Origin of the sequence: Sandaracinobacter neustonicus (assembly GCF_006385875.1) — a bacterium.
Taxonomy (GTDB): domain Bacteria; phylum Pseudomonadota; class Alphaproteobacteria; order Sphingomonadales; family Sphingomonadaceae; genus Sandaracinobacteroides; species Sandaracinobacteroides neustonicus.
This window is the reverse complement of the sequence record NZ_VFSU01000024.1, coordinates 244,635-267,342: the sequence shown is the minus strand read 5'-3', so window position 1 is coordinate 267,342 and position 22,708 is coordinate 244,635. Positions and strand designations below refer to the sequence as shown.

Below are 22,708 nucleotides of genomic sequence, written 5' to 3'. Positions count from 1 at the left end.
GGCGGCGGCCTTCCGGCCACCGCCCCTTCCCCCGCATCCCAGAGAAAAGCTCAGGAAATCGCGCGCGCCAGACGCTGCTCGCGACGGCGGGCAGCAAAGCCTACCAGCCCGAAGCCCACGATCAGCATCGCCCAGGTCGCCGGTTCCGGCACGGCAATCGTCGCCAGATTGTCGATCTCGAACGAGTTGGTACCAGAGGTCAACGTGATCGACGAGAAGGTCTCGCCCGCCACATCACCCCAGACCGTCACGCGGCCGTTGGTGCCGTGCGCATGCTGATTACCGTCCGCGGTGTTCGGGAAGCTCGAAGACCCCGGCACGATCGTATAAATGCCCGTGCTGCTGGTCACCGTCAGCGTGTTGTAGGTATCGATCGAGCCCCAATCGAACTGGAAGCTCTTGGTGTCGGGCGCGAAATAGATCGTCGCGCTGCCACCGCCCAGAACCGAAAGATAGCTTGTTCCGGCCGGAACCGAGTTCGCCGGCGGCGCGCCATTGCTGGTCGCCGGCGGGTTCATGATCAGAACCGTGCCATAGTTGACAGTCACGTTGTCCAGGTTATCGAACGTGTCGATGACCGTGTAGCCGGCTGACGGCGTCGCCAGACCCGCGTCGAACGACACAACCACAGCCGCCATCGCAGGCGCGCCAATCAGCGCCACTGCTGCTGCCCCAAGAAGAGTTTTCATCATATTCCTGCCCTCGCCTAACGACGGGTCCATCCACCCGCCCAAATCACACATGCAGGTTTCATGCCAAGTTCAATCTACTCGGAAACGAAAAGCTCTTGCAGCATTTTTGTAAACTCTACCGACACTCAACCACGTCGTTAACCTTTTACCCCGTTCAGAAACTCGCCAGCGCCGCCCGCACGATCATGAAGCCCAGCGCAACCCAGCTCAGCGCGAACAGCGCAAAGCGCACCAGCACCCGGTTGAATGTCGCCTGCACGATGGAATGCGCCACCCGCAGCCCCACATAAGCCCATGCCGCGATCACATGGCCGCCATCGGCCAGCCCCAGCAACACGATCGCCAGCACAGTCGCGTAGAACAGCGTCGGCGCCTCGAACAGATGGTTGTAATTGTCCGCCACCCGCCGCACTTCGCTGGGGATGCGGTCATGATAGCTGCCCGGATGCATCGCCTCCTGCGGGTCCAGCTTCACCTTTGAAAAGGCGGGCAGCCGCGTCGCATACATCCAGATGAACATCACCAGCGTCAGCAGCCCCATCGCCAATATGGCGTGCAGCATCGATTGCGCGGCCGCGGTCAGTTCTCCCATTGCACCCTCCCCTTTTATCGTCTCCCGGCCGCAACCTGCGCCAGCCGCTGGCCCGGCGCAAGCAGGCGCGTTAAAGAGTGTCCATGCCCACGCTGCTTCAGCTTCGCACCGGCAAGGCCCGCCGCATCGGTGAGCATGTCACCGCCTATGGCAAGGATCCGCGCGAAGGCCCGGTTTCGGTCCATGCGCTGGGTCTGGATGGCGATGAAGTTGCCAACACCCGAGTCCATGGCGGCCCGGAAAAGGCCGTCTATGCCTTCGGTGCCAGCAGCTACCTGCTGTGGGCGGCGGAACATCCCCGTCACACGGCCTGCCTTGTCCCCGGCGCATTCGGGGAAAATCTGCTGATCGAGGGGCTGGATGAACAGAGCGCCCATGTGGGGGATCGCCTGCGCATCGGCACTGCGCTTGTGGAAATCTGCCAGCCGCGCCAGCCCTGCGCCACGCTGGCCCGCTGGTTCGACGATCCGCAAATGGTGAAGGCCATGGTCAGGAACGGCCTGTGCGGCTGGTATCTGCGCGTGCTGGAACCCGGCACCCTCAGCGCCGGAGACAGAGTAATCCTCGAACAGCGGCAGCCCGGCAGCTGGTCCATCGCGCAGGTGGTGAAGGCCTCCTACCGCTCTCCGGCAGACAGGGCCGAACTCGCCGAACTGGCGCAAATCCCCGGCCTTGCCTCCGGCTGGGCCGCATGGGCCGCCCGCACCGCCACATCGGAAAAACCCGGCCCCAAGCCGCTGTAAACCGCCCCTATTCGTGCCGTAACGCGTCTATCGGGTTCAAATTCGCCGCCCGCCGCGCCGGGAAATAACCGAACACCACCCCGATCACCGCCGAAATCACGAAGGCGATGATGTTAATCTGCGCGTCAAACGTCCACGGAACCTGCATCAGCGGGGAGAGCAGCGCGATGGCGATCTGCGCCAGCAACAGCCCGATCAAGCCGCCAAGGCAGGACAGCACCACCGCCTCCACCAGAAACTGCATCAGCACCTCGCGAGACACCGCGCCGATGGCCAGCCGGATGCCGATTTCGCGCGTCCGTTCCGTTACTGAAACCAGCATGATGTTCATGATGCCGATCCCGCCCACGATCAGCGAAATCGCCGCCACCGCTGCCATGATCCGCGTCATGAGCGTGGTCGTGCTCGTCAGCGTGTCGGAAATCTGTTTCGTGTCGAAGATGTTGAAATTGTCTTCTTTCCCCTCGCCGATCTTCCGCCGCTCGCGCAACAGATCAGTGATGGAGGCCTGCACCTGCGTCGTCGAATAGGCATCGTCCACGCCCACCAAGATTACCGAGACATCCTGATTGCCGGTGAAGCGCCGCTGCACCGTCTTGATCGGCATGATCACCACATCATCCTGATCGCCGCCAAACCCCGCCTGCCCGCGCGTGGAAAGGATGCCGATCACGTCGCAACTGATGCCCTTCACACGGAAGCGCTGGCCGATCGCCTCCCCGCCCCGGAACAGATTCTGGTGCACGGTGTTGCCGATGATGCAAACCGCCTTGCCCGCCTGCTCTTCAGAGGACAGGAACGACCGACCGCTCGCCAGCGGCCACGGCTGCACCTGAAAATAGGCGCTGCTGGTGCCGTTGATCGTGGTGGACCAGTTGGCCCCTTCGAAAATCGCCGTGCCCGACGTCTGCACCTGTGGGGCCACCGCCTTCACGCCCGCGATCTGCTGCTCGATGGCGCGCACATCGTCCATATCGAAATTGGGCGGACGCGGCCCGCCGCCGCCCCGGCCAAAGCCCTGCCCGGGGCGAATCTGCAGGATGTTGGTGCCCAGAGAGGATATCTGGTTCTGCACGGCAGCCGTGGTCGCATTGCCCAGCGTCACCATCGTCACCACGGCCGCCACGCCGATCACGATGCCCAGCACCGTCAGGAAGGATCGCAACAGGTGCCGCCGGATGGACCGCAACGCCAGCAGAAAGACGGTTCCGTACATCTCAGCCCACAGCCCCGTGCTGCGCATTGCTGTCGATCCGCTCGATCACCCCGTCGCGGAAATGCACCACCGTTCGCGCAAAGGCAGCCATCTCCGGCTCGTGCGTCACCATCAGCACGGTGATCCCGTTGCGGTTGAAATCGCTCAGCAATTCCATGATCTCACGCGAACGCGCCGAATCCAGATTGCCCGTCGGCTCGTCCGCCAGCAGCACTTCCGGCCGCGTCACGATGGCCCGCGCAATCGCCACGCGCTGCTGCTGCCCGCCGGAAAGCTCGGCGGGCGTGTGATCCCACCACTCCTTCAGCCCCACCCGGTCCAGCGCTTCCATCGCCGCCCGGCGACGCTCCGTCTTCGCGTCGCCACGATAGAGCAATGGCAGTTCCACATTCTCCATCGCACTGGTGCGCGCCAGCAGGTTGAAGCCCTGAAAAACGAAGCCGAAATACTTCCGCCGCAGCAGCGCCCGCTGGTCGCGGTTCAGTTCCTCCACATGATGCCCGCGAAACAGATATTCCCCACCCGATGGCACATCCAGACACCCCAGAATATTCATCGTGGTGGATTTGCCCGAACCGGATGCCCCCATCACCGCGACGAAATCGCCCTTCATGATATCCATGTCTACGCCGCGCAGCGCCTGAAAGCTGTTCGCCCCCTCGCCATAGCTTTTGGTGATTCCACGCAGCCGGATCAGAGGCTCGGTCATCTCAGCCGCCAGCCTTCGGCGCGCCGCCCTTGGCCTGCCCACCCGCGCGGCTGTTGCCCTCGGCCCCCGCCAACTGCCCGGTCACCACCAGATCGCCCTCTTTCAACTCGCCCGCCGTCACCACCGTCATCGTGCCGTTGGTGTCGCCCGTCGTCACCGTCACTTCGCGCAACGAACCGTTCGCATCCTTCACGAACAGATTCTGCTGCGCCCCGCGACCGGTGGTCGCCGTCCGCGTGCTGCTGTCGCTGGAACGGCGCGGCCCGCGCGGGACGATGGCGCTGGCGATGCCGCCGCCGCTCGCGCCCGCCTGTGCGCTGGCTGGTTTGAAACGGAAGGCCGCATTCGGCACCAGCAGCACATTGTCGCGCCGCGTCGTCACGATGTCGGCCGTGGCGGTCATTCCCGGCCGCAGCGTCTGCTCGCGATTGTCCACCGTCAGCAGCGCCGTATAGGCCACCACCGTGCCGGTCGTGGAACTGGTGGAGGATGAACTGCTCGAATCGTTGGAGCCAAGGTTCACCCGCCGGATCGTCGCGGGGAAGCGGCGGCCGGGGAAAGCGTCCACGGCGAAGGTCGCCTCCTGCCCTTCTCGCACCTCGCCCACATCGGCTTCGTCGATGGAAACCTGCAACTCCATCTGGCTCAGATCCTCGGCGATGGTGAACAGCACCGGCGCGTTCAGCGAAGCGGCAACCGTCTGCCCCGGCTCGATATCGCGGGACAACACCACCCCCGTCACCGGCGAATAGATGCGCGCCTTGGAAAGATTGGTCTCGGCAGAGCCAAGCACAGCGCGCTGCGACACCACCTGCGCCCGCGCAGAGGCCACAGAGGCCAGCGCCCGCCGCTGATCGGCCCGCGCCGAATCCATCTCCGTCTTGGAAGGCACCCGCCCGCCGGACAGGCGATACACCTGCTCCTGCCGCGCCAGAGTCGCCGTCACCTGCGCCTGCGTGGCCTCGGCCTCCGCCACGCCCGCCTGTGCAGAGGCCAGCGTCGCCCGCGCCTGCTTCACCGAATCCTCCAATCGAGACGTATCCAGCGTCGCCAGCAACTGCCCCTTCGTCACCCGGTCATTCACATCCACCAGCACCCGCGTGATCAGGCCGGACTGTTCAGACCCGACATCCACCTCGTTGATCGGCCGGATGTTGCCCGTGGCAGACACCGTCACCGTCAGATCGCCGCGCGCCGCTTTTTCCGTGGCGTAATTCACCGCATCGGGCTTGCCGAACATCTTCACGCCGATGAACAGGATCAGCAGCAGCGCCAGCGCCCCCAGCCCCCATTTCAGCCATTTCATCCACGGCCGGGCGGGCTTCACGCCCAGAAACTCATCCAGCGATCCGCTGCTGCTCGTCGTCATGTGTCGCGTCCGTCCATCGTCTGCCAGCCGCCGCCAAGGGCATTGTAAAGCTGCACCACCGCCAGCGCGCGATCAGCCCGGCTGCCCGCCAGGCTGTTGCTGGCAGACAGCAGGGATTGCTCCGCCGTCAGCAGCGTCTGGAAATCGGTGAGGCCCGATTGATACTGCATGCGCGCAAGGATGGCGCTGTTGTTCGCCGCATCCGCCGCTTCGGCCAGCTGTGCCGTCCGCGCGTCCGCCGCCTTCGCCGCCACCAGCGCATTCTCCACATCCTCCAGCGCTGCCAGCACCGTGCTGCGATAGGCGGCAAACGCCCCGTCCACAGCCGCCTTCTGCCCACGAATCCGCGAGGTGCGCGCGCCGCCTTCGAAAATCGTCTGGCTCAGCCCGGCGAACAAGGATCCGGTGATGATATCGAACAGCCCGCCCGCCGTCAGCGCGCTGGTGCCCACGCTGCCGGAAATCCCCAGAGCGGGCAGCAACTGCGCCTCGGCCACGCCCACCCGCGCCGTCGCGGCCGCCAGGCTGCGCTCAGCCGCCCGCACATCGGGCCGCTGCCGCAACGCCTCCGCCGGAATCCCCGCTGAAACCAGCCCCTCGGCGGGCTGCGGCAGCGCCGCCGCAGCCTCCAATGCCCGCACCGCCTCGCCCGGCGCCTGCCCCGTCAGCACCGCGATGCGGTTCAGCGCATTGTGCAGGCTCACCTCGATGGCGGGAATCGTCGCTTCGGTCTGCGCAAGCTGCGTCCGCGCCTGCTGCTCATCCAAGGAGGACACCAGCCCCGCCTGCACCCGCCACCCGGCGATCTGCCGATTGTCGCGCTGGTTCGCCACCGTCGCCTCAGCAATCCGCAACTGCTCCTGCGCCAGCCGCAGCTGCACATAGTTGCTGACCAGCTCGGAAATGATCGCCACCCGCACGGCGGCCAGATCATAGCGCTTCGCAGCCTCATCCGCCCGCGCCGCCTCCATGCCGCGCCGCGTGCCGCCGAACAGGTCCAGCTGCCAACCGGCATCCAGCCCCAGCGAGAAGCTGTTGCTGTTCCCGCCCCTGCTGGCGAAATTCCGCCCGCCGCGCCCGCTGGCATCCAAGGTCGGCAACAAGGCCGAACCAGCCTGCACCGAAGCCTCCCGCGCCTGCCGCAACCGCGCTTCCGCCTGCCCGATGTCAGGATTGGCGGCAATCGCCCGCTCCACCAGCGCATTCAGCTGCGGATCGTCGAATCGGGACCACCAGTTCGCCAGTTCGGCTTCCCCCGGCCCGGCCTCCGCCCCGGCGGAAAACCGCGCGGGCACCCCCAGATCAACGCTTGCTGGCGGCGTGTAATCCGGCCCGGCCGCACACCCCGCCACGCTCACCAGCAGCAAACCCGCCAGCAGAGGTCTTTGGCCCACAAATCGCAACATGCGCCTCGCGTTGTCCTTTCCGTCGCCCGGCCGCAAGGTTCATGCCCGAAACAAGCCGATCAGACAAAGGCCCGTCACGACTGCGGCCTTATGCAGCATACGCAACGGCCACACCGCATCCCCTGCAGGCGCCGAATTTGCAACGGAAAATCTGGTGGGCCCGGCAGGACTCGAACCCGCAACCAAGCCGTTATGAGCGGCCAGCTCTAACCAATTGAGCTACAGGCCCCACCTCCGCGCCGCGATAGCCGGGCAGCAGCCGGTTGAAAAGCGGCGCAAACCGCAAAACAGCCCAAAACGGAAAAACCCCGAGAACGAAAAAGGGCCCGGTAGAGCAAGCTCAATACCGGGCCCAGATTTTCGGTCGACCTCCGAGGGAGGGAGGGAGAGTGGCGGTCGACCAGACCGGGGCCTCGGGGAGGAGTGAGGCGAACCGGCCGTGCGCTGCAATGCAGCAACAAGACCTATGTATGAGAGCCCCGATTATTGTGCAAGTGCGAACAAACTCTGGCAGGCATGCAGAAAACGCATGGCTAAGACAGTTGGCTCAACGGCCGAATCCGCGCACCTCCTGAAGCCCCAAGAGACCTCGGAAAATCACGCAAAATCAATTTATTCCAAATGTTTATCTCGCGCCCATATGGCCCGGAAAATCGGGTCAGCCCAAAAGATCGCCCAGATTTTGCGGCGTCATCCGCTCGATCAGGAAATCCCGCAGCGCCGCCACCCGAACCGACCCGCGCAATTCGGAGGAATAGACGAAATAGGTCTGGAACACTGCCCCCTGCAGTTCCGGCAGCAGCACCTTCAGCTTGCCCGAATGGCGGATCAGGTAAGATGGCAGCGCCGCGATTCCCGCCCCTGCCTCCACCGCCTGCAGCACGCCGAAACTGTTGTTGATGCTCAGCGCCGGCTCGCGCGGCGGCCCGTCATGCCCCAGCTCCAGCGCCCAGTTGATGCTGCGCAGATAGGCCGGCGCTTCCGGGCCATAGGCGATCATCCGGTGATCCAGCAGATCGGCGGGCGTCTGCGGCTCCCCTAACGCCTCCAGATACTCCGGAGACGCGCACAGCCGGTGGCGGATGGTGGCCAGCGGCCGCTGGATCAGGTCCGCCTGATGCGGCTTGTGGAAGCGGATGGCGCAATCCGCCTCAGCCCGCGCCAGATCGCGCTCCTCGTCAGACAGGATCAGGCTCACCCGAATATCCGGGTAAAGATCCAGAAACTCCTTCAACTGCACCGGCAGCCAGCTTGATCCAAAGCTCACCGTCGTCGTCAGCTTGATCTCGCCGGTCGGCCGGTTGCGCGTCGCCTCGATGGAGCTGCGTGTGCGTTCGATCTCCTCCGCCATCCGCATGGTGGTGGATCGCAGCTGCTCGCCCTCGTTCGTCAGCGCCAGCCCGCGCGCGTGGCGATGGAACAGCTTCGCCCCCAGCGCTTCCTCCAGCGCGATCACCTGTCGGCTCAGCGCCGGTTGAGACAGCTTCAGCCGCCGCGCCCCTTCGGTGAAACTCCCGGCAGAGGCGACGGCGTGAAACAACCGCAGCTTGTCCCAGTCGATCGGCATTCAGCTCCCCTCACTCACAGGCTCAGGCGGCCTGTTGTTGATGCGCATCCACCCCATGCGCCAGATAGCGCTCGGCTTCCAGCGCCGCCATGCAGCCCATTCCGGCCGCAGTCACCGCCTGCCGATATTGCTTGTCCGTCACGTCTCCGGCGGCAAACACACCCGGCACATTGGTCAGCGGCGTCCCCGGAGCCACCAGCAGATAGCCTTCCTCGTCCATCGCCAGCTGCCCTTCGAACAGCTTCGTCGCAGGCTCATGGCCGATCGCCACGAACAGCCCGTCCACCTCCAGCGCGCGCGTCGCGCCTGTCACGGTATCCGTCAGTTCAAGCCCCGCCACCCCGTCCGCACCCGTCACTTCAGACACGGTCGCGTTCCAGATCGTCTCTACCTTGGGGTTGGCGAACAGCCGCTTCTGGTTGGTCTTGTCCGCCCGCAGTTCGCCCCGGCGGTGGATCAGCGTCACCTTGCTGGCGAAATTCGTCAGGAACAGCGCTTCCTCAACGGCGGTGTTGCCGCCGCCCACCACGGCCACATGCTTGCCACGGAAGAAGAATCCGTCGCAGGTCGCACACGCCGAAACGCCCTTCCCGCGCAGCCGCGTCTCGCTCTCCAGCCCCAGCCAGCGGGCGCTTGCGCCGGTGGCGATCACCACCGTCTCGGCCTCGATCACCTCGCCGCCGTCCAGCACGGCGCGGAACGGGCGGCGGGAAAGGTCCACGCTCGCCACGATATCGGTGATGATGTGGGTGCCCACATGCTCGGCCTGCGTGCGCAGCTTCGCCATCAGCTCCGGCCCCATGATCGCCACTTCGCCGGGCCAGTTCTCCACATCCGTGGTGATGGTCAGCTGGCCGCCGGGCTGCAGCCCTTCCACCAGCACCGGCTCCAGCATGGCCCTTGCGCCGTAAACCGCGGCGGTGTAGCCGGCCGGCCCCGAGCCGATGATCAGCAGCTTCGTGCGCCTGACGTCGCTCATTCATAAATCCTTTCGATTGCTGACTTAGGCGGCGCACTCCCGGCGCGCAAGCTTGGGCACCGGCATCGTCCCGAACCGGCGAAAGCCATCCGTTCGTCGCACCAGTTGAAGCAAGGGACTTGCGCCCGCGCGCAACAATCCTATTGCGAACGCCCATTCCAGAGGTATGAAGCTGCAAATGAGCCGTATTCACCAACTCGATCAGATTGATCGGGATATTCTCTCCCACCTTCAGGCCGATGGCCGGATGACGAACGTCGATCTCGCGCAGAAGGTCGGCCTCACCGCCCCGCCCTGCCTCCGCCGCGTCCGCGCGCTGGAGGATTCCGGGGTGATCCGGGGCTATCACGCCGATCTCAGCGCCCATGCACTGGATTGGCCGATCACCGTGTTCGCCATGGTCAGCCTGAAAAGCCAAGCCGAATCCGATCTGCGCGCGTTCGAAGCGCATGTCGCAGGGCTGCCGCAGGTGCGCGAATGCCATATGCTGAACGGAGAGATTGATTTCATCCTGAAGCTGGTCGCCCGCGATCTTCCCAGCTTTCAGGCCTTCCTCACCGAACAGCTCACCAGCGCCCCCAATGTGGCCAGCGTGAAAACCTCGCTCACCATCCGCACTTCGAAATCGCAGATCGGCGTCCCGGTCGATGGCTGAGGGCCGCCCTCCCCGCCGCACCGGCCCCGGGAAACCGGGTGGGCCGGGCAAGTCCGGCGGTCGCTCCGGCGCATCCGGCGGCAGAGGCCCCGGCGGCCCCACGCAAACCGCCCGCGCCACGCCGGGCGGACGCCGCGCCGCCCGTGTCGCCCGCAGCGCCCCGCCGCCGGGCGCGCCCAAGGCCCCCGGCGCAGGCGATCGCATCGCCAAGCTGCTCGCCCGCGCGGGCGTCGGTTCCCGCCGGGACATCGAACGGATGATCGCCGAAGGCCGGGTCGCGGTGAACGGCGTGGCGCTGGAAACCCCGGCCACCATCCTGAAGTCGCTGGACGGCGTCACGGTGGATGGCAAGCCGGTGGCGGCGGCAGAGGCCACCCGCATCTTCCTGTTCCACAAGCCTTCGGGATTCCTCACCGCCGCGCGCGACCCGGGCGGCCGCCCCACCATTTACGATGCGCTGCCACAGGGCCTGCCGCGCCTCGTGCCGGTGGGCCGGCTGGACATGAACACCGAAGGGCTGCTGCTCCTCACCAACGATGGCGAGCTGAAGCGCGCGCTGGAACTGCCCGCCAACGCGGTGCCGCGCACCTATCGCATCCGCGCGCTGGGCGAAGTGCGGCAGCAGGATCTGGAGGCGCTGGCGCTGGGCGTCACGCTGGAAGGCGTGCGTTACGGCCCGGTCGATGCCTCGGTGGATCGCCGCGCCCGCGCGGATGGTGCGAACATCTGGCTGACGATGACGCTGACGGAAGGCAAGAATCGCGAAGTCCGCAAATTGTGCGAAGCGATGGGCCTGAAGGTCAGCCGCCTCATCCGCACCAGCTATGGCCCGTTCCGGCTGGAAGACCTGCCCGCGCGCGGGGTGGAGGAAGCCCCCGGCCCGGCCGTCGCCAACCTTCGCCGCAGTCTGATCCGCACGCCCAAGAAAGCGGATTAGATGCGCATAATCGCGGGCCGCTGGCGCTCCCGCCCGCTGGAAACGCCCGAGGGCGCGGAAACCCGCCCCACGGCGGACCGGGCGCGCGAAACGCTGTTCTCCATGCTCACCAGCCGCCTCGGCAGTTTCGAGGGGCTGACCGTGCTGGACCTGTTCGCAGGCTCGGGCGCGCTGGCGCTGGAGGCGCTGTCGCGCGGGGGGCAACAAGCCTTCCTCGCCGAACGCGCACCCGCCGCCCGCAAGGCCATCGAAGCCAACATCCGCAAGCTGGATGCCAACGCCCGGCTGATCGCCAACGACGCCACTGCCCTGCCCCCGGCCAAGACCCCTGCCGATCTAATCTTCCTCGACCCGCCTTATGGCGAAGGCCACTGGGCACCGGCGCTGGCCTCTGCGCAAGCGATGGGCTGGATCGCCCCACACAGCTGGATCAGCCTCGAAACCGCCCGCGACGAAGTTGTGGAGCCGGAAGGATTCACGCTGGAAACCACCCGCCCGGTCGGCAAGGCAGCCCTGCATCTGTTGCGTCCCACCGCATAAGTTCGCTATCTGTTCCGCAACATGGCAAGTCTCTCGCCCCAAGATCCCCCCTGGCTTCAGGGCCTGAACCCGCCGCAGCGCGAGGCCGCGACCCTGCTGGACGGCCCCGTGCTCGTGCTCGCGGGCGCGGGCACCGGGAAAACCCGCGCGCTCACCGCCCGCCTTGCGCAGATCCTGCACGAACGCCGCGCATGGCCGTCGGAAATCCTCGCTGTCACCTTCACCAACAAGGCGGCGGCCGAAATGCGGCATCGTCTGGGCGCGCTCCTGGGGCCGCAGGCGGAAACCATGCCGTTCGTCGGCACCTTCCACTCCATCGCCTCGCGCATGTTGCGCCGCCACGCCGAACTGGCCGGGCTGAAATCCAACTACACCATCCTTGATACGGATGACGTGCAGCGGCTGCTGAAGCGCATCATTATGGATGCCGGGCTGGACGAGAAACGCTGGCCCGCCCGCCAGCTCTCCGGGCTGATAGACCGGTGGAAGAACAAGGCGCAATTACCTGACAATGTGCCGAAAGGCGAATCCTTCGCCTTCGGGGACGGGCGCGGCGCGGAGCTTTACGCCCGCTATCAGGCCGAACTGAAAACCCTGAACGCCGCCGATTTCGGCGATTTGCTGCTGCACATGATCCGCATCTTTGAAACCCATCCGGACGTGCTGGCCGAGTGGCAGAAACGCTTCAAATATGCGCTGGTGGATGAGTATCAGGACACCAACGCCGCGCAATATCGCTGGCTCACCCTGCTCGCCGCCAAATCGCTGGGCGGGCAAGGCAATATCTGCTGCGTGGGGGATGACGATCAATCCATCTACAGTTGGCGCGGCGCGGAAATCGCCAACATCCTGCGCTTCGAACAGGATTTTCCCGGCGCGAAGGTGATCCGGCTGGAGCAGAATTACCGCTCCACCCCGCACATTTTGGCCGCCGCCGCGCATGTGATCGCCAACAATCAGGGGCGGCTGGGCAAAACGCTGTGGACGCAGTTGAACGCCGGGGAAAAGGTGAATGTCGTCGCCATCTGGGACGGCCCTGAAGAAGCCCGGCTGGTGGGCGAACGCATCGAGCGGCTGTTGCGCGAAGGGGCCAGCGCCAGCGAAATCGCCATCCTGGTGCGCGCCAGCTACCAGACACGGGAATTCGAAGATCGCTTCATTTCCATCGGCTTGCCCTATCGCATCGTCGGCGGCTTCCGCTTTTACGAGCGCGCGGAAATCCGCGACGCGCTGGCCTATCTGCGGCTAATTTCCCAACCGGACGACGCGCTGGCGTTCGAACGCATCGTCAACACCCCGAAGCGCGGATTGGGGGACAAGGCGCAGGCGAAAATCCAGTCCCACGCGCGGGCAATGGGGCTGACACTTCCGGCCGCCGCGCAGCAACTGGTTGAAACCGAAGAACTCTCCCCTGCCCCGCGACGCGCGCTGTCTGAGTTTCTGGCCAACATCCGCCGCTGGCGCGGGCAGATGGACACGCTGGATCAGGCCGCACTCGCGCAGGCGGTGCTGGAAGAATGCGGCTATATCGCCATGCTGGAAGCCGACCGCAGCGCGGAATCCGCCGGGCGGCTGGACAACCTCTCTGAACTGGTGCGGGCGATGGAGGGGTTCACCGATCTGCAATCCTTCCTGGAGCATGTGGCGCTGGTGATGGAGAATGACCGCTCCGACGCGGAGGCCAAGGTGACGATGATGACACTGCACGCCGCCAAGGGGCTGGAGTTCGATCATGTGTTCCTGCCCGGCTGGGAGGAGGGACTGTTCCCCAGCCAGCGCTCGCTGGATGAAAATGGCGCGGCCGCGCTGGAGGAGGAGCGGCGGCTGGCCTATGTGGGCATCACCCGCGCCCGCCGCCGCGCGACCATCCTCCACGCCGCGAACCGGCGGGTTTACGGGCAATGGACCAGCGCCATTCCCAGCCGTTTCCTCAGCGAATTGCCAGCGGATCATGTGACGGTGGAAACCACGCTGACGGGCGGGGCCAGCCTGTGGCGCGCCGCGCTGGACGAACGCGACCCCTTCGCCGACATGGAGCGCGGCAGCGGGCGCGGCCCCGGCTGGGAGCGCGCCACGGCGCGGTCAAGTGAATGGCGCGCCAGCGCGCCGGGTGGCCTGGACCGCTCCACCGCCAAGCGCGGCTCAGTCATCAACGCCCGGCCGATCAGTTCGTCCGTGGGCGGCGCGGCGCGGGACGATCTGGCGATCGGCGCGCGGGTGTTCCACGCCAAGTTCGGCATGGGCACCATCAGCGGGCAGGATGGCAACAAGCTGGAGATTGAGTTCGACTCCGCCGGAACCAAGATGGTTCTGGACAGTTTCGTATCGCCCGCATGAGCACGCGGTTCCTGCATTTCCTTGGCCGCAAGGTCGCGCCGCCGCGCTTCCTCGCGTTCGGGTTGGTGCTGCTGCTGGGCACATTGGTCTTTCACAGGGCCGGGCTGGCGGCGCCCAAGGCCTTCATTCTGGCCTTCGATCTGGCGGCGCTCATGTTCCTGCTGCTGTGCGCGCCGCTGCTCAGGCTGCACCAGCCGACGGTGATGCGCCGCCATGTGGCTGAGAATGACGCCAACCGGCCGATGATGCTGGCGGTGACGGGGCTGACGATGATGGCCGTCCTGCTGGCGCTGGTAGAGGTTCTGCCGCACGCCGTCAGCGCGGGCGGCAAGCTGCTGATCGTGCTGACTCTGGCGCTGGCGTGGCTGTTTTCCAACAGCATCTATGCGCTGCATTACGCCCATCTTTATTACCGGCAGGATGCGGACGGCGAAGGCGGTCTGGGCTTTTCCGGCGACACGCCGCCCGATTATGGCGACTTTCTCTATTTCGCCTTCACGCTGGGCATGACCTTCCAGACCAGCGACACAACGGTGAAAACCCCCAGCTTCCGCCGGGTGGTGACGCTGCATTCGCTGGCGGCCTTCCTGTTCAATCTGGGCGTGGTCGGCTTTGTGATCAACGTGCTGGGATCGACGCTCAACCCCGGATAACCAGATTGGTTGCTCCACGTGGAACACCATCCAACACTGCAATCTCAACAACTTGCCTGTAGGAGCTGTTGGATTTGTTGGAGATGTTCCACGCGGAATCGTCGATTTCAAGCGACTGCCGACTGCATCGCCCGGCGGCGGCGGGAGATCGCTCCCACCAGCCCGAAGCCCGCGATCATCATCGCCCAGCTGGCGGGTTCCGGCACATAGGAAATGGCCAGAACCTGCCCGATGCCCGGCATCGCGCTGAAGTTGGTGACATAAAGCTTGCCGTTGCCGCCGATTTCCAGCCCGGTGGGCATCACCAGGCCGCCCATCACCACCGTCTGCTTGCCGCCCGGCCGCACCCGGATGATCTGCCCCGAACCGCCCGCCGTGGCGAGGCCGTTGGAATCCACCTCTAGCACATACAGGCTGCCATCGGCACCGAAGGCGATGTCGCTGATCATGGTGAAGCCTTCATAGGCGATGCTGACATCGCCGCCCGGCGTCACCTGATAGATGCGCGCTGCGCCTTCCGTGAAAGCAAAGCCTGTGAGTTCAGAGACATAATAGTTCCCATCCGGCCCCACCGCGACCCCCGTGATGACGCTGTCGCTGTAGGGCGGCGGCGGGCCCATGAAGCGGCCGGGAAAGGCCGCGACCAACGAAACCTCGCCGGTGCCGCGATCCAGTTTCAGCAGCGTGTTGGAGCCGGCATCCGTCACCAGCAGATCATTGCCGATGGCGGTGGCGTGGAAGGGGTTGCTGTCCAGCGCGCCACCCACGGGGTTGTTGGCCAGTTCATAGGCCGAGATATCGCCGATGGCGGTGAATGCGCCGGGCGTGAAGGAGTAGACCTGCCCCAGATTGCTGCCCAACGGTTCCAGCCCGCTGGTGCGATACTGCGGGTTCATGCCCAGCCCGATCACGACATGTCCAACGCCGTCGGGCGTGAATGCAATGTCGTTCGGGCCGGCCATGTCTGTGCCGTTCGTCAGCCCGACGCCGGGCAGCCCTGAGAGAATCCGTGTCTGCGTGCCGCCCGCAACCCGCGTGATGGAGCCGGTTGCGGCATAACCCGCCGGGCCGCGCGGCGTGACGACCACCGGGCCGCCTTCCACATAATAGCCGGCTTCCGCGATATAGAGCGCGCCATCCGGCCCGAAGGCCAGCCCGCGCGGATTGTTGAGGCCGGTTGCCACCACCTTCGACACATAGGTGCCCGCAATGGCGGGAACGGCCAGCATCACCGCCGCCAGCGTGGCGGCCAGCACAGAAGATTTGCGCATCAAACGTCTCCCTGTATGCTGGCGGCGGACGCCCCCGCCCGGAACCAGCAAGCTCAGAATGGCCGGAGGGCGCGCCGCAAACCATGATGGGCGCACGACGAAAATCTGATATTTTCCTGATGGAGCGGGAAAGGGGGGATTTTGGACGCGCAGACGCACGATCATGGCATCCCCGTGGAGCTTGGCCGCAGCCTGCCGTTTGCCATGGGGGATATCAGGGTTCGCCCTGCCGAGCGGCGGCTGGAGGGGCCTGCGGGCATCGTTTCGACCGAACCGCGCATCATGCAACTGCTGGTCGCTTTGTCCGACGCGGAGGGCGAGGTGGTGAGCCGGGATCGGCTGGCGGAGCGCTGCTGGCCCGGGCTGGTGGTGGGCGAGGATTCGCTGCACCGCGCCGTGTCGGGCTTGCGGCGGGCGCTGCGCGAAGCCGGTTCGGAACGGGTGCAGGTGGAGACGGTTTCCAAGGTGGGATACCGGCTGTGTGCAGACGAGCCAGAGGTGCTGCGGCCTGCCCTGCCCCCGGCCGTGCCGCCGGAACCGGCCACACTGACGCGACGCTGGATGCTGGGCGGCGCGGTTGGCGCGGCGGCCGTCGCCGGTGTGGGCTGGAACCTGCTGAAGCCGCGTGACGATGGCCGCGCGGATGCGCTGGTGGCGCAGGCGGCGGAGCAGCTGGCAACGGATGCCACCGGCGCGGAGGGCCGGGCGCGCGGATTGTTGGAACAGGCGATCGGATTGACGCCGGAGCATGCCCGGGCATGGGGACTGCTGGCCATTGCATGGCAGCGCATCGCGTCGTTCGCGACGGCCGGGAGCATCGCGGAGGCCGAGGCGCATACGCGCGAGGCGGCGGCGCGCGCGTTGCAACTGGAACGGGCGCAGGGCGACGCGCATGTGGCGCTGGCTCTGCTGCCGCCTTTTTTCGGCGATTGGCAGACGGCCGAGCAGCGGTTGTTGCGGGCGCTGGATGTCTCCCCGGACAATCCGCATGGGCTGAGCGGTCTGGCGCGGCTGATGGCGGCAGTGGGGCGCAGCGGTGAGACACTGGCGCTGGCCGACCGGCTGAAGGCGACGCACCCCGCACACAAAGCCGGCAGCGAATGGCGGATATACGGCCTGTGGGCAACCAGAGGCGCGAAAGCCGCGCTGACGGAAGCGCAGGCCGATGGCGAGGCCGCGTCCATCTCGATGCAGGTGGTGGGGCCGCTGCTGATGGCGCTGACCGGGCGTGCGGCTGATGGCGAGGCCGCCATTCAGGCGGTTCAACAGTCCCAGCGCAGCCCTTCCCGCATCCTGACGGCGCTGCGTGGAACGGTGCGCGCCATCGGCTCTGGCCGGAACGCGGATGTGCAGGCCGCCGAGACGGAGTTGCTCACTGCCGCCCGGTTGGGCGGGATGACGCAGTTCGTTTCGTTGCTGGGCCTTGGATCTCTGGGCCGGACGGAAGCCGCCTATCAGTTGGCCCGCAACTGGTATTCCCAAGCCCGCGCCAACACCCGCACGGCTGCAGAGCGGACGGTGACGCTGCACCGGACGAGCACGGTGGCGCTGTTCCTGCCGCCGCTGCAAGGGTTGCGCGCGGATGCGCGCTTCCTGCCGCTGTGCAGCGAGATCGGGCTTTCCGCCTATTGGCGAGGTGCCAGCCAGCGGCCGGACTTCCTCGCCGGGCAGTTCCTTCCCTTTTAGGCCGCGCTTACTTCGCCGCCGGGCCGTGCGCCTGAAGGACGACATAGGCGCGGATCGCCTCTGCATCCTCCGGGCTCAGCTGTTTGGCGAAGCTGACCATGCCAGCTTCCCTGCGGGAGCCATCGATCACCACGTCGCGCCAGGCGTCCGCATCGCCGGACAGCGGCGACCAGCGCAGATCGGGCAGCACGCCGGACGAAATCGCCATCGGCCCGTGGCAGACCATGCAGTTGCGGCTGTAGGCGACGAGGCCGCGCTGCAGCATCGCCGGATCGCCGAACTTCGCGGCCTGCGGCTTGCGGTCGATGGGGACGCCCTGATGATCGGGGATTTCGCCCTTCGCGCCCAGCTTGAATACGATCACCCGGCCATTGAGCGGCTGCACCGCCGGATCGAACAGGAAGCCCGCCGCCAGCGCATAGGCACCGCCCCAGCCGCTGGCGATGGCGAGATATTGCTCGCCGTCGATCTCGTAACTGACGGGCGGGGCCATGATTCCGCCCTTCAGGTTGCGCCGCCACAGCTCCTTGCCATTGGCCGCGTCATAGCCGACGAGATCGCCCGCGACCGTGCCCTGAAACACGAGGCCGGACGCGGTGGAGAGCACGCCGCCGTTGGATGGCGTGGGCAGTTCGACGGACCAGCGCGGGGCCTGTTTGATCGGATCCCACGCGATCAGCCGCCCCTTGAAGGCGGCGCGCATGGCCTTCATCGTCGCCGGATCGACGGGATCGACAGGCAGGCCATCCTCGAACTTGAAGCCGGTGTTCCACTTGGTGTGCGGGTCGGCTTCAGCCTTGGGCGCATAGCCCTGCGGCAGTTCCTGCGCCGGGATGAAGGCGAGGTTCAGATCCGGGTTGAAGGCCATCGGATGCCAGTTATGCGCACCCTGCGGCCCCGGCATCAGCACGCTGCTGCCGTTGGCAGGCCGCGCCTCTGCGGTTTCCAGCGGGCGGCCGTTCGCGTCCAGCCCCGTCGTCCAGTTCTGCGGCACGAAATTGTTGCCCGAGATGAACTGGCCGGTTTTCGCATCCAGCACATAGAAGAAGCCGTTCTTCGGCGCCTGCATGACCACCCGGCGCGGCGTGCCATTCTCGCCCAGCGGCAGGTTGGCGAGGATGATCGTTTGCGTCGCGGTGTAATCCCAATTGTCGCGCGGGGTGGTCTGGAAATGCCACTTATACTTGCCGGTATCCGCATCGACGGCGACAATGGACGAGACGAACAGATTGTCACCCTTGGACGTCGGATCGCGCAGCGCGGCGTTCCATGGCGAGGCATTGCCGACGCCGAAGATGATCTGCCGGTTGGGTTCATCATAGACGATCGAATCCCAGACGGTGCCGCCGCCGCCGTCCGTGGTCCAGCGGCCGGTTTTGCCCCATGTGGCGTTGCCGAGGCGGGCCAGCACTTCGTCAGAGGCAGCGCCGTCGGGCTGCATCTTCGGGTTTGGCACGGTGTAGAAGCGCCACACCAGCTTGCCGGTTTTTACGTCATAGGCGGAGAGATAGCCGCGCACGCCCAGTTCCGCGCCGCCGTTGCCGATCAGCACCTTATCCCCCACCACGCGCGGCGCGCCGGTGACGGTGTAGGGCTTCGAGCGGTCCACCGTCTGCACGGACCAGATGCGCTTGCCCGTTTTCGCGTCGATCGCCTCCAGACGTCCGTCGATCACGCCGAGGAAGATCACTCCGTCCTTGATGGCGACGCCGCGGTTGACGACGTCGCAGCAGGCATCGACACCCACGGCCTTGTCCACGCCGGGATCATAGACCCACAATTCCTTGCCGGTTTTCGCATCCAGCGCGTGCAGGATGGACCAGCTGGAGGTGGCATACATCGCCCCATCGGCGACGATGGGCGTGGTTTCGATGCCCCGGCCACTGCGCATTTCATAGGTCCATGCGACGCCGAGCTGATCGAGATTGTCCTTGTTGATCTGCGTGAGGCGGGAGTGGCGCTGCTCATCGTACGTGCCGCCATAGCTGAGCCACTCAGCCCCGGCCGAGCCTTGCGCGGCGAGGCTGTCTTCCCCGGCGGCGGCAGGGGCGGCGGCGGGTTTCTGCTGGCCGCAGGCGGCGGTGAACAGCAACAGGGCGACGGTGAGGGCGGAAACGCCCGAGCGTGTGACGATTGGCATGCTTCTCCCCGATGTCGGTGCGGCGGGCGCGCCCCTCTCCCAAAAGGCGGCCCGGCAATCCGGCTTTTCCCAGTTTCCGCGCGCGAGCGAAACATCAGCAAACTGCGAGGATAGCGGGGCTTGCAGGCAGCCATAGCGAAACTGTCGTTTCCGAAACCACTGCTGCGCTGCTAGGCAGCGCGCGTGACCGCTGAAACCGCCCCCCCGCCCTCCCCCTTCGCATGGCCGGCCTTCCGCGCCTTTTTCGTGGCCAAGCTGGGCTCCACATTGGCGCAGATCATGATGGTGGTGGTGATCGGCTGGCAGGTTTACGACATCGCCCGGCAGACCATGCCCATCCGCGAGGCGGCCTTCCTGCTGGGGCTGATAGGGCTGGCGCAATTCCTGCCGGTGTTCCTGCTGAGCCTTGTGGTGGGGGTGATCGCGGACCGGGTGGACCGGCGGGTGATCGCGCGTGCGGCGATCGGGCTGGAACTGCTGTGCGCGCTGGCGCTGGGGGCGCTGGCGGCTTCGGGATCGACGGCCCTGTGGCCGTTGTTCGCGGTGGCTGTGGCGCTGGGGGTGGCGCGGGCCTTTGCCGCGCCCTCCCTCTCTGCGCTGGCCCCCAATCTGGTGCCGCCGCATGTGCTGCCCACGGCCATCGCGTGGAACAGCATCGGCTGGCAGACGGGCGCGGTGCTGGGTCCGGTGGTGGGCGGATTCGCTTATGACGGGCACCCTGCGCTCCCCTTCTGGCTGGCCGCCGGGCTGCTGGCGGCTTCGCTTGTGGCGCTGTTCATGATTCCGCCGGTGAAACTGTCGCCCTCCTCCGGCGCGAAGGGGTTTGCGGCGGTGAAAGAGGGGCTGGATTATGTGCGGGGCAACCGCATCGTCTTCGGCGCGCTGTCGCTGGACATGTTCGCGGTGATTCTGGCCGGCACCAACGCCATGCTGCCGGTGTATGCGCGCGATATCCTGCATGTGGGCCCGGCGGAGCTGGGCTGGCTGCGCGCCGCCCCGGCACTGGGGGCCGCCGCTGTCGCCTTCTGGCTGACGCGCAACCCGCTGGGCAGCAAGGTAGGGCAGAAGATGTTTGTGAACGTGGGGCTGTTCGCGCTGGCCACCGTGGCCTTCGGCCTTTCCACCGTGCTTTGGATTTCCATTGTCAGCCTGATCGTGCTGGGCGCGGCGGACATGGTTTCGGTGTATGTGCGATCCTCGCTGATCCAGCTGCACACGCCGGATTCGATGCGCGGGAGGGTTTCATCCGTGTCTCTGTTGTTCATCAGCGCTTCGAACGAACTGGGCGAATTCCGCGCCGGGGTGATGGCGGCCGCCATCGGCCCGATTGCCGCCACCGTGGGCGGCGGCGTGCTGGCGCTGATCGTGACGATCCTGTGGGCGCGGCTGTTCCCCGAACTGCGCGATGCCGACAGGCTGGACGTGCCTGACAATCTGAAAAGCTGAAGGAGATTTCCGATGCGAGCTGCCAACATTCTGGAAACCATCGGCAATACCCCGCATGTGCGGGTGGCCCGGCTGTTCCCCAATGAGTCCGTCTGGATCAAGAGCGAGCGGCAGAACCCCGGTGGGTCCATCAAAGACCGGATCGCGCTGGCGATGATCGAGGATGCCGAGGCATCGGGCGCGCTGAAGCCCGGTGGGGTGATCGTGGAGCCGACCAGCGGCAACACCGGCATCGGGCTGGCGATGGTGGCCGCCGTGAAGGGCTACAAGCTGATTCTGGTGATGCCGGAAAGCATGAGCATCGAGCGGCGGCGGCTGATGCTGGCCTATGGGGCCAGTTTCGATCTCACCCCGCGCGAAAAGGGCATGAAGGGGTCGATTGCCCGCGCGCAGGAGATCGTGGCGGAAACCCCCAGTGCATGGATGCCGTACCAGTTCGAAAACCCGGCCAACATCGCCATCCACGCCCGCACCACCGCGCGCGAGATTCTGGCGGATTTCCCCGAGGGGCTGGACGCGCTGATCTCTGGCGTGGGAACCGGCGGGCATATCACCGGCGTGGCGCAGGCGCTGAAGGCGGAATGGCCGAAGCTGAAGGTGTTCGCGGTGGAACCCACGCTGTCCCCGGTGATTTCCGGCGGGCAGCCCGCGCCGCACCCGATTCAGGGGATCGGTGCCGGGTTCATTCCGGGCAATCTGCACACCGAATTGCTGGACGGGGTGATTCAGGTCGCGGCGGACGACGCGAAGGAATGGGCGCGCAAATCCGCCAGCATGGAAGGGATGCTGGTTGGCATTTCATCCGGCGCGACGCTGGCGGCCATCGCGCAGAAGCTGCCCGAACTGGGCGCGGGCGCGAAGGTGCTGGGCTTCAACTATGACACGGGCGAGCGTTACCTGAGCGTGCCGGATTTCCTGCCGGTGGAGTGATGCTCAGCCGGGCGTGAGGGTGATCAGCACCATCTCCGGGGGAACGCCGATGCGCAGTGGCACCATGCTGGTGCCCACGCCCGAGGTGACATAGAGCGGCCAGCCGTTGACGGTGCAGAAACCGCGTCTGCACAGCGGCGGACCGCCGAGAATCCTGTCAGCGGGCGCGCCGATCAGCGGCAGCAGGATCTGCCCGCCATGGGTGTGCCCGGCCAGCGCCAGCACGGACAGGTCCCGGCGCGGCGGATCCAGCGCCAGCGCGCCGCCTTCATGGCGCAGCAACAGCAGCGGCTTGCCCGGCGTGGCGGCCGACAGCGCCGCCGGGACGTTCGCGCCATGGGCATCCGAATTCACCCCCGCCACCACCAGCGGGCCGACATCCACCGACTGGTTCACCAGCAGGCGCGGCGACGGTTGGGCGGCAAAGACGATCGGCCCCCAATGGGCATTGTCGTGGTTGCCCAGCACCGCGAACACGCCCAGCGGCGCGCGCAGCTTCGCCAGCGGTTGCACCGCCGGTTTCAGATGCGGCTTGCCGCCAAGGCCCAGTGGATTGCCGCCGATATAGTCGCCCGCCAGCAGGATCAGATCCGGCTTCAGCGCGTTCGCCTGATCCATGATGGCATCCAGCCGCGCGGCGGACATGTCCGGGCGACCGCGATGGGTGTCGCTGATCAGCAGCACCTTCAGCCGGGTGCCGGGCGGCAGGCCCTTCAGCTGATAGCTGAAGGGCACCACCAGCGGGGGCCGAGTAGCCCCCCAATAGCCCCAGCCGATGAAGGCCAGCGCGAGCGCCAGAAGAGCGCCCAGAACCCGCGCCAGCAGCTTCATTCGGCCAAT

At 66.2% G+C, this 22,708-nt stretch carries 19 protein-coding genes, 1 tRNA gene and 2 pseudogenes; 9 read left to right on the top strand and 13 right to left on the bottom strand.

What is annotated here, in order from left to right; all coding sequences use genetic code 11:
- Positions 1–50: 50 nt before the first annotated feature.
- Both FJQ54_RS09995 and FJQ54_RS09990 read right to left on the bottom strand, forming a co-directional pair.
- The gene (locus FJQ54_RS09995; RefSeq protein ID WP_181160087.1) at positions 51–692 is read right to left on the bottom strand and encodes an Npun_F0296 family exosortase-dependent surface protein; all 642 of its coding nucleotides are present in this window, start codon (positions 690–692) and stop codon (positions 51–53) included.
- 154 nt (positions 693–846) lie between these two features.
- Entirely contained in the window at positions 847–1,284 is a 438-nt protein-coding gene (locus FJQ54_RS09990) for an MAPEG family protein (RefSeq protein ID WP_140928267.1), read from the bottom strand.
- A gap of 83 nt (positions 1,285–1,367) precedes the next feature.
- Between FJQ54_RS09990 and FJQ54_RS09985 the strand changes: the two genes are divergently transcribed.
- On the top strand, positions 1,368–2,027 hold the full coding sequence (locus FJQ54_RS09985) for an MOSC domain-containing protein (RefSeq protein ID WP_140928266.1): 660 nt from the start codon (positions 1,368–1,370) through the stop codon (positions 2,025–2,027).
- 7 nt (positions 2,028–2,034) lie between these two features.
- On the opposite strand, the gene FJQ54_RS09980 is transcribed toward FJQ54_RS09985, so the two are convergent.
- The 7 genes from FJQ54_RS09980 to trxB all read right to left on the bottom strand — a co-directional run bounded on the left by FJQ54_RS09980 (position 2,035) and on the right by trxB (position 9,273).
- Positions 2,035–3,243, bottom strand: coding sequence for an ABC transporter permease (locus FJQ54_RS09980; RefSeq protein ID WP_140928297.1), 1,209 nt, complete (start codon positions 3,241–3,243; stop codon positions 2,035–2,037).
- A 1-nt stretch (position 3,244) separates the two neighbouring features.
- A complete protein-coding gene (locus tag FJQ54_RS09975) occupies positions 3,245–3,952 on the bottom strand; it encodes an ABC transporter ATP-binding protein (protein WP_140928265.1) in 708 nt (235 codons plus the stop codon).
- Position 3,953: 1 nt separating this feature from the next.
- Positions 3,954–5,321: an efflux RND transporter periplasmic adaptor subunit gene (locus tag FJQ54_RS09970; RefSeq protein WP_140928264.1), complete on the bottom strand. Its 1,368-nt coding sequence runs from the start codon at positions 5,319–5,321 to the stop codon at positions 3,954–3,956.
- Entirely contained in the window at positions 5,318–6,727 is a 1,410-nt protein-coding gene (locus tag FJQ54_RS09965; RefSeq protein WP_140928263.1) for an efflux transporter outer membrane subunit, read from the bottom strand. Before FJQ54_RS09965 ends, FJQ54_RS09970 begins: the two co-directional genes overlap by 4 nt.
- 152 nt (positions 6,728–6,879) lie before the next feature.
- Positions 6,880–6,956 (bottom strand) — tRNA-Ile (locus FJQ54_RS09960).
- A 429-nt stretch (positions 6,957–7,385) separates the two neighbouring features.
- Complete coding sequence (locus FJQ54_RS09955; protein ID WP_140928262.1) at positions 7,386–8,294, bottom strand: LysR family transcriptional regulator; 909 nt, start codon at positions 8,292–8,294, stop codon at positions 7,386–7,388.
- Positions 8,295–8,316: 22 nt separating this feature from the next.
- Positions 8,317–9,273 (bottom strand): thioredoxin-disulfide reductase, encoded by a 957-nt coding sequence (trxB, locus tag FJQ54_RS09950; protein ID WP_140928261.1) that lies wholly within the window; start codon positions 9,271–9,273, stop codon positions 8,317–8,319.
- Positions 9,274–9,451: 178 nt separating this feature from the next.
- On the opposite strand from trxB, the gene FJQ54_RS09945 reads away from it, so the two are divergent.
- The 5 genes from FJQ54_RS09945 to FJQ54_RS09925 are packed head-to-tail and all read left to right on the top strand — an operon-like array spanning position 9,452 to position 14,395.
- Positions 9,452–9,928 (top strand): Lrp/AsnC family transcriptional regulator, encoded by a 477-nt coding sequence (locus tag FJQ54_RS09945; protein WP_140928260.1) that lies wholly within the window; start codon positions 9,452–9,454, stop codon positions 9,926–9,928.
- Complete coding sequence (locus FJQ54_RS09940) at positions 9,921–10,865, top strand: pseudouridine synthase (protein ID WP_140928259.1); 945 nt, start codon at positions 9,921–9,923, stop codon at positions 10,863–10,865. The genes FJQ54_RS09945 and FJQ54_RS09940 overlap by 8 nt, the downstream gene beginning before the upstream one ends.
- Positions 10,866–11,405: a 16S rRNA (guanine(966)-N(2))-methyltransferase RsmD gene (gene rsmD / locus FJQ54_RS09935; RefSeq protein WP_140928258.1), complete on the top strand. Its 540-nt coding sequence runs from the start codon at positions 10,866–10,868 to the stop codon at positions 11,403–11,405. It abuts the gene before it with no gap.
- 21 nt (positions 11,406–11,426) lie between these two features.
- The gene (locus FJQ54_RS09930) at positions 11,427–13,742 is read left to right on the top strand and encodes an ATP-dependent helicase (protein WP_140928257.1); all 2,316 of its coding nucleotides are present in this window, start codon (positions 11,427–11,429) and stop codon (positions 13,740–13,742) included.
- Positions 13,739–14,395, top strand: a complete 657-nt coding sequence (locus FJQ54_RS09925) for a DUF1345 domain-containing protein (RefSeq protein WP_140928256.1) — start codon at positions 13,739–13,741, stop codon at positions 14,393–14,395. The genes FJQ54_RS09930 and FJQ54_RS09925 overlap by 4 nt, the downstream gene beginning before the upstream one ends.
- A 107-nt stretch (positions 14,396–14,502) precedes the next feature.
- Here the strand turns inward: FJQ54_RS09925 and FJQ54_RS18115 are convergent.
- Both FJQ54_RS18115 and FJQ54_RS17795 read right to left on the bottom strand, forming a co-directional pair.
- Positions 14,503–14,616 (bottom strand): annotated as a pseudogene (locus FJQ54_RS18115) (PEPxxWA-CTERM sorting domain-containing protein); the annotation flags it as partial.
- Between the two features lie 3 nt (positions 14,617–14,619).
- Positions 14,620–15,624: pseudogene (locus tag FJQ54_RS17795) on the bottom strand (ScyD/ScyE family protein); the annotation flags it as partial.
- Between the two features lie 183 nt (positions 15,625–15,807).
- Here FJQ54_RS17795 and FJQ54_RS09915 point away from each other — a divergent pair.
- A complete protein-coding gene (locus FJQ54_RS09915) occupies positions 15,808–17,352 on the top strand; it encodes a winged helix-turn-helix domain-containing protein (RefSeq protein ID WP_140928254.1) in 1,545 nt (514 codons plus the stop codon).
- 7 nt (positions 17,353–17,359) lie between these two features.
- On the opposite strand, the gene FJQ54_RS09910 is transcribed toward FJQ54_RS09915, so the two are convergent.
- Positions 17,360–19,492 carry a PQQ-dependent dehydrogenase, methanol/ethanol family gene (locus FJQ54_RS09910; RefSeq protein ID WP_140928253.1) on the bottom strand — a complete coding sequence of 711 codons (2,133 nt, stop codon included), beginning with the start codon at positions 19,490–19,492 and terminating at the stop codon, positions 17,360–17,362.
- A gap of 183 nt (positions 19,493–19,675) precedes the next feature.
- Here FJQ54_RS09910 and FJQ54_RS09905 point away from each other — a divergent pair, with 183 nt between their 5' ends.
- Positions 19,676–20,938, top strand: coding sequence for an MFS transporter (locus tag FJQ54_RS09905; RefSeq protein ID WP_140928252.1), 1,263 nt, complete (start codon positions 19,676–19,678; stop codon positions 20,936–20,938).
- 12 nt (positions 20,939–20,950) lie between these two features.
- A complete protein-coding gene (cysK, locus tag FJQ54_RS09900; protein ID WP_140928251.1) occupies positions 20,951–21,868 on the top strand; it encodes a cysteine synthase A in 918 nt (305 codons plus the stop codon).
- 3 nt (positions 21,869–21,871) lie between these two features.
- Here the strand turns inward: cysK and FJQ54_RS09895 are convergent, their stop codons facing one another.
- The gene (locus FJQ54_RS09895; RefSeq protein ID WP_140928250.1) at positions 21,872–22,699 is read right to left on the bottom strand and encodes a metallophosphoesterase; all 828 of its coding nucleotides are present in this window, start codon (positions 22,697–22,699) and stop codon (positions 21,872–21,874) included.
- Positions 22,700–22,708 lie beyond the last annotated feature (9 nt).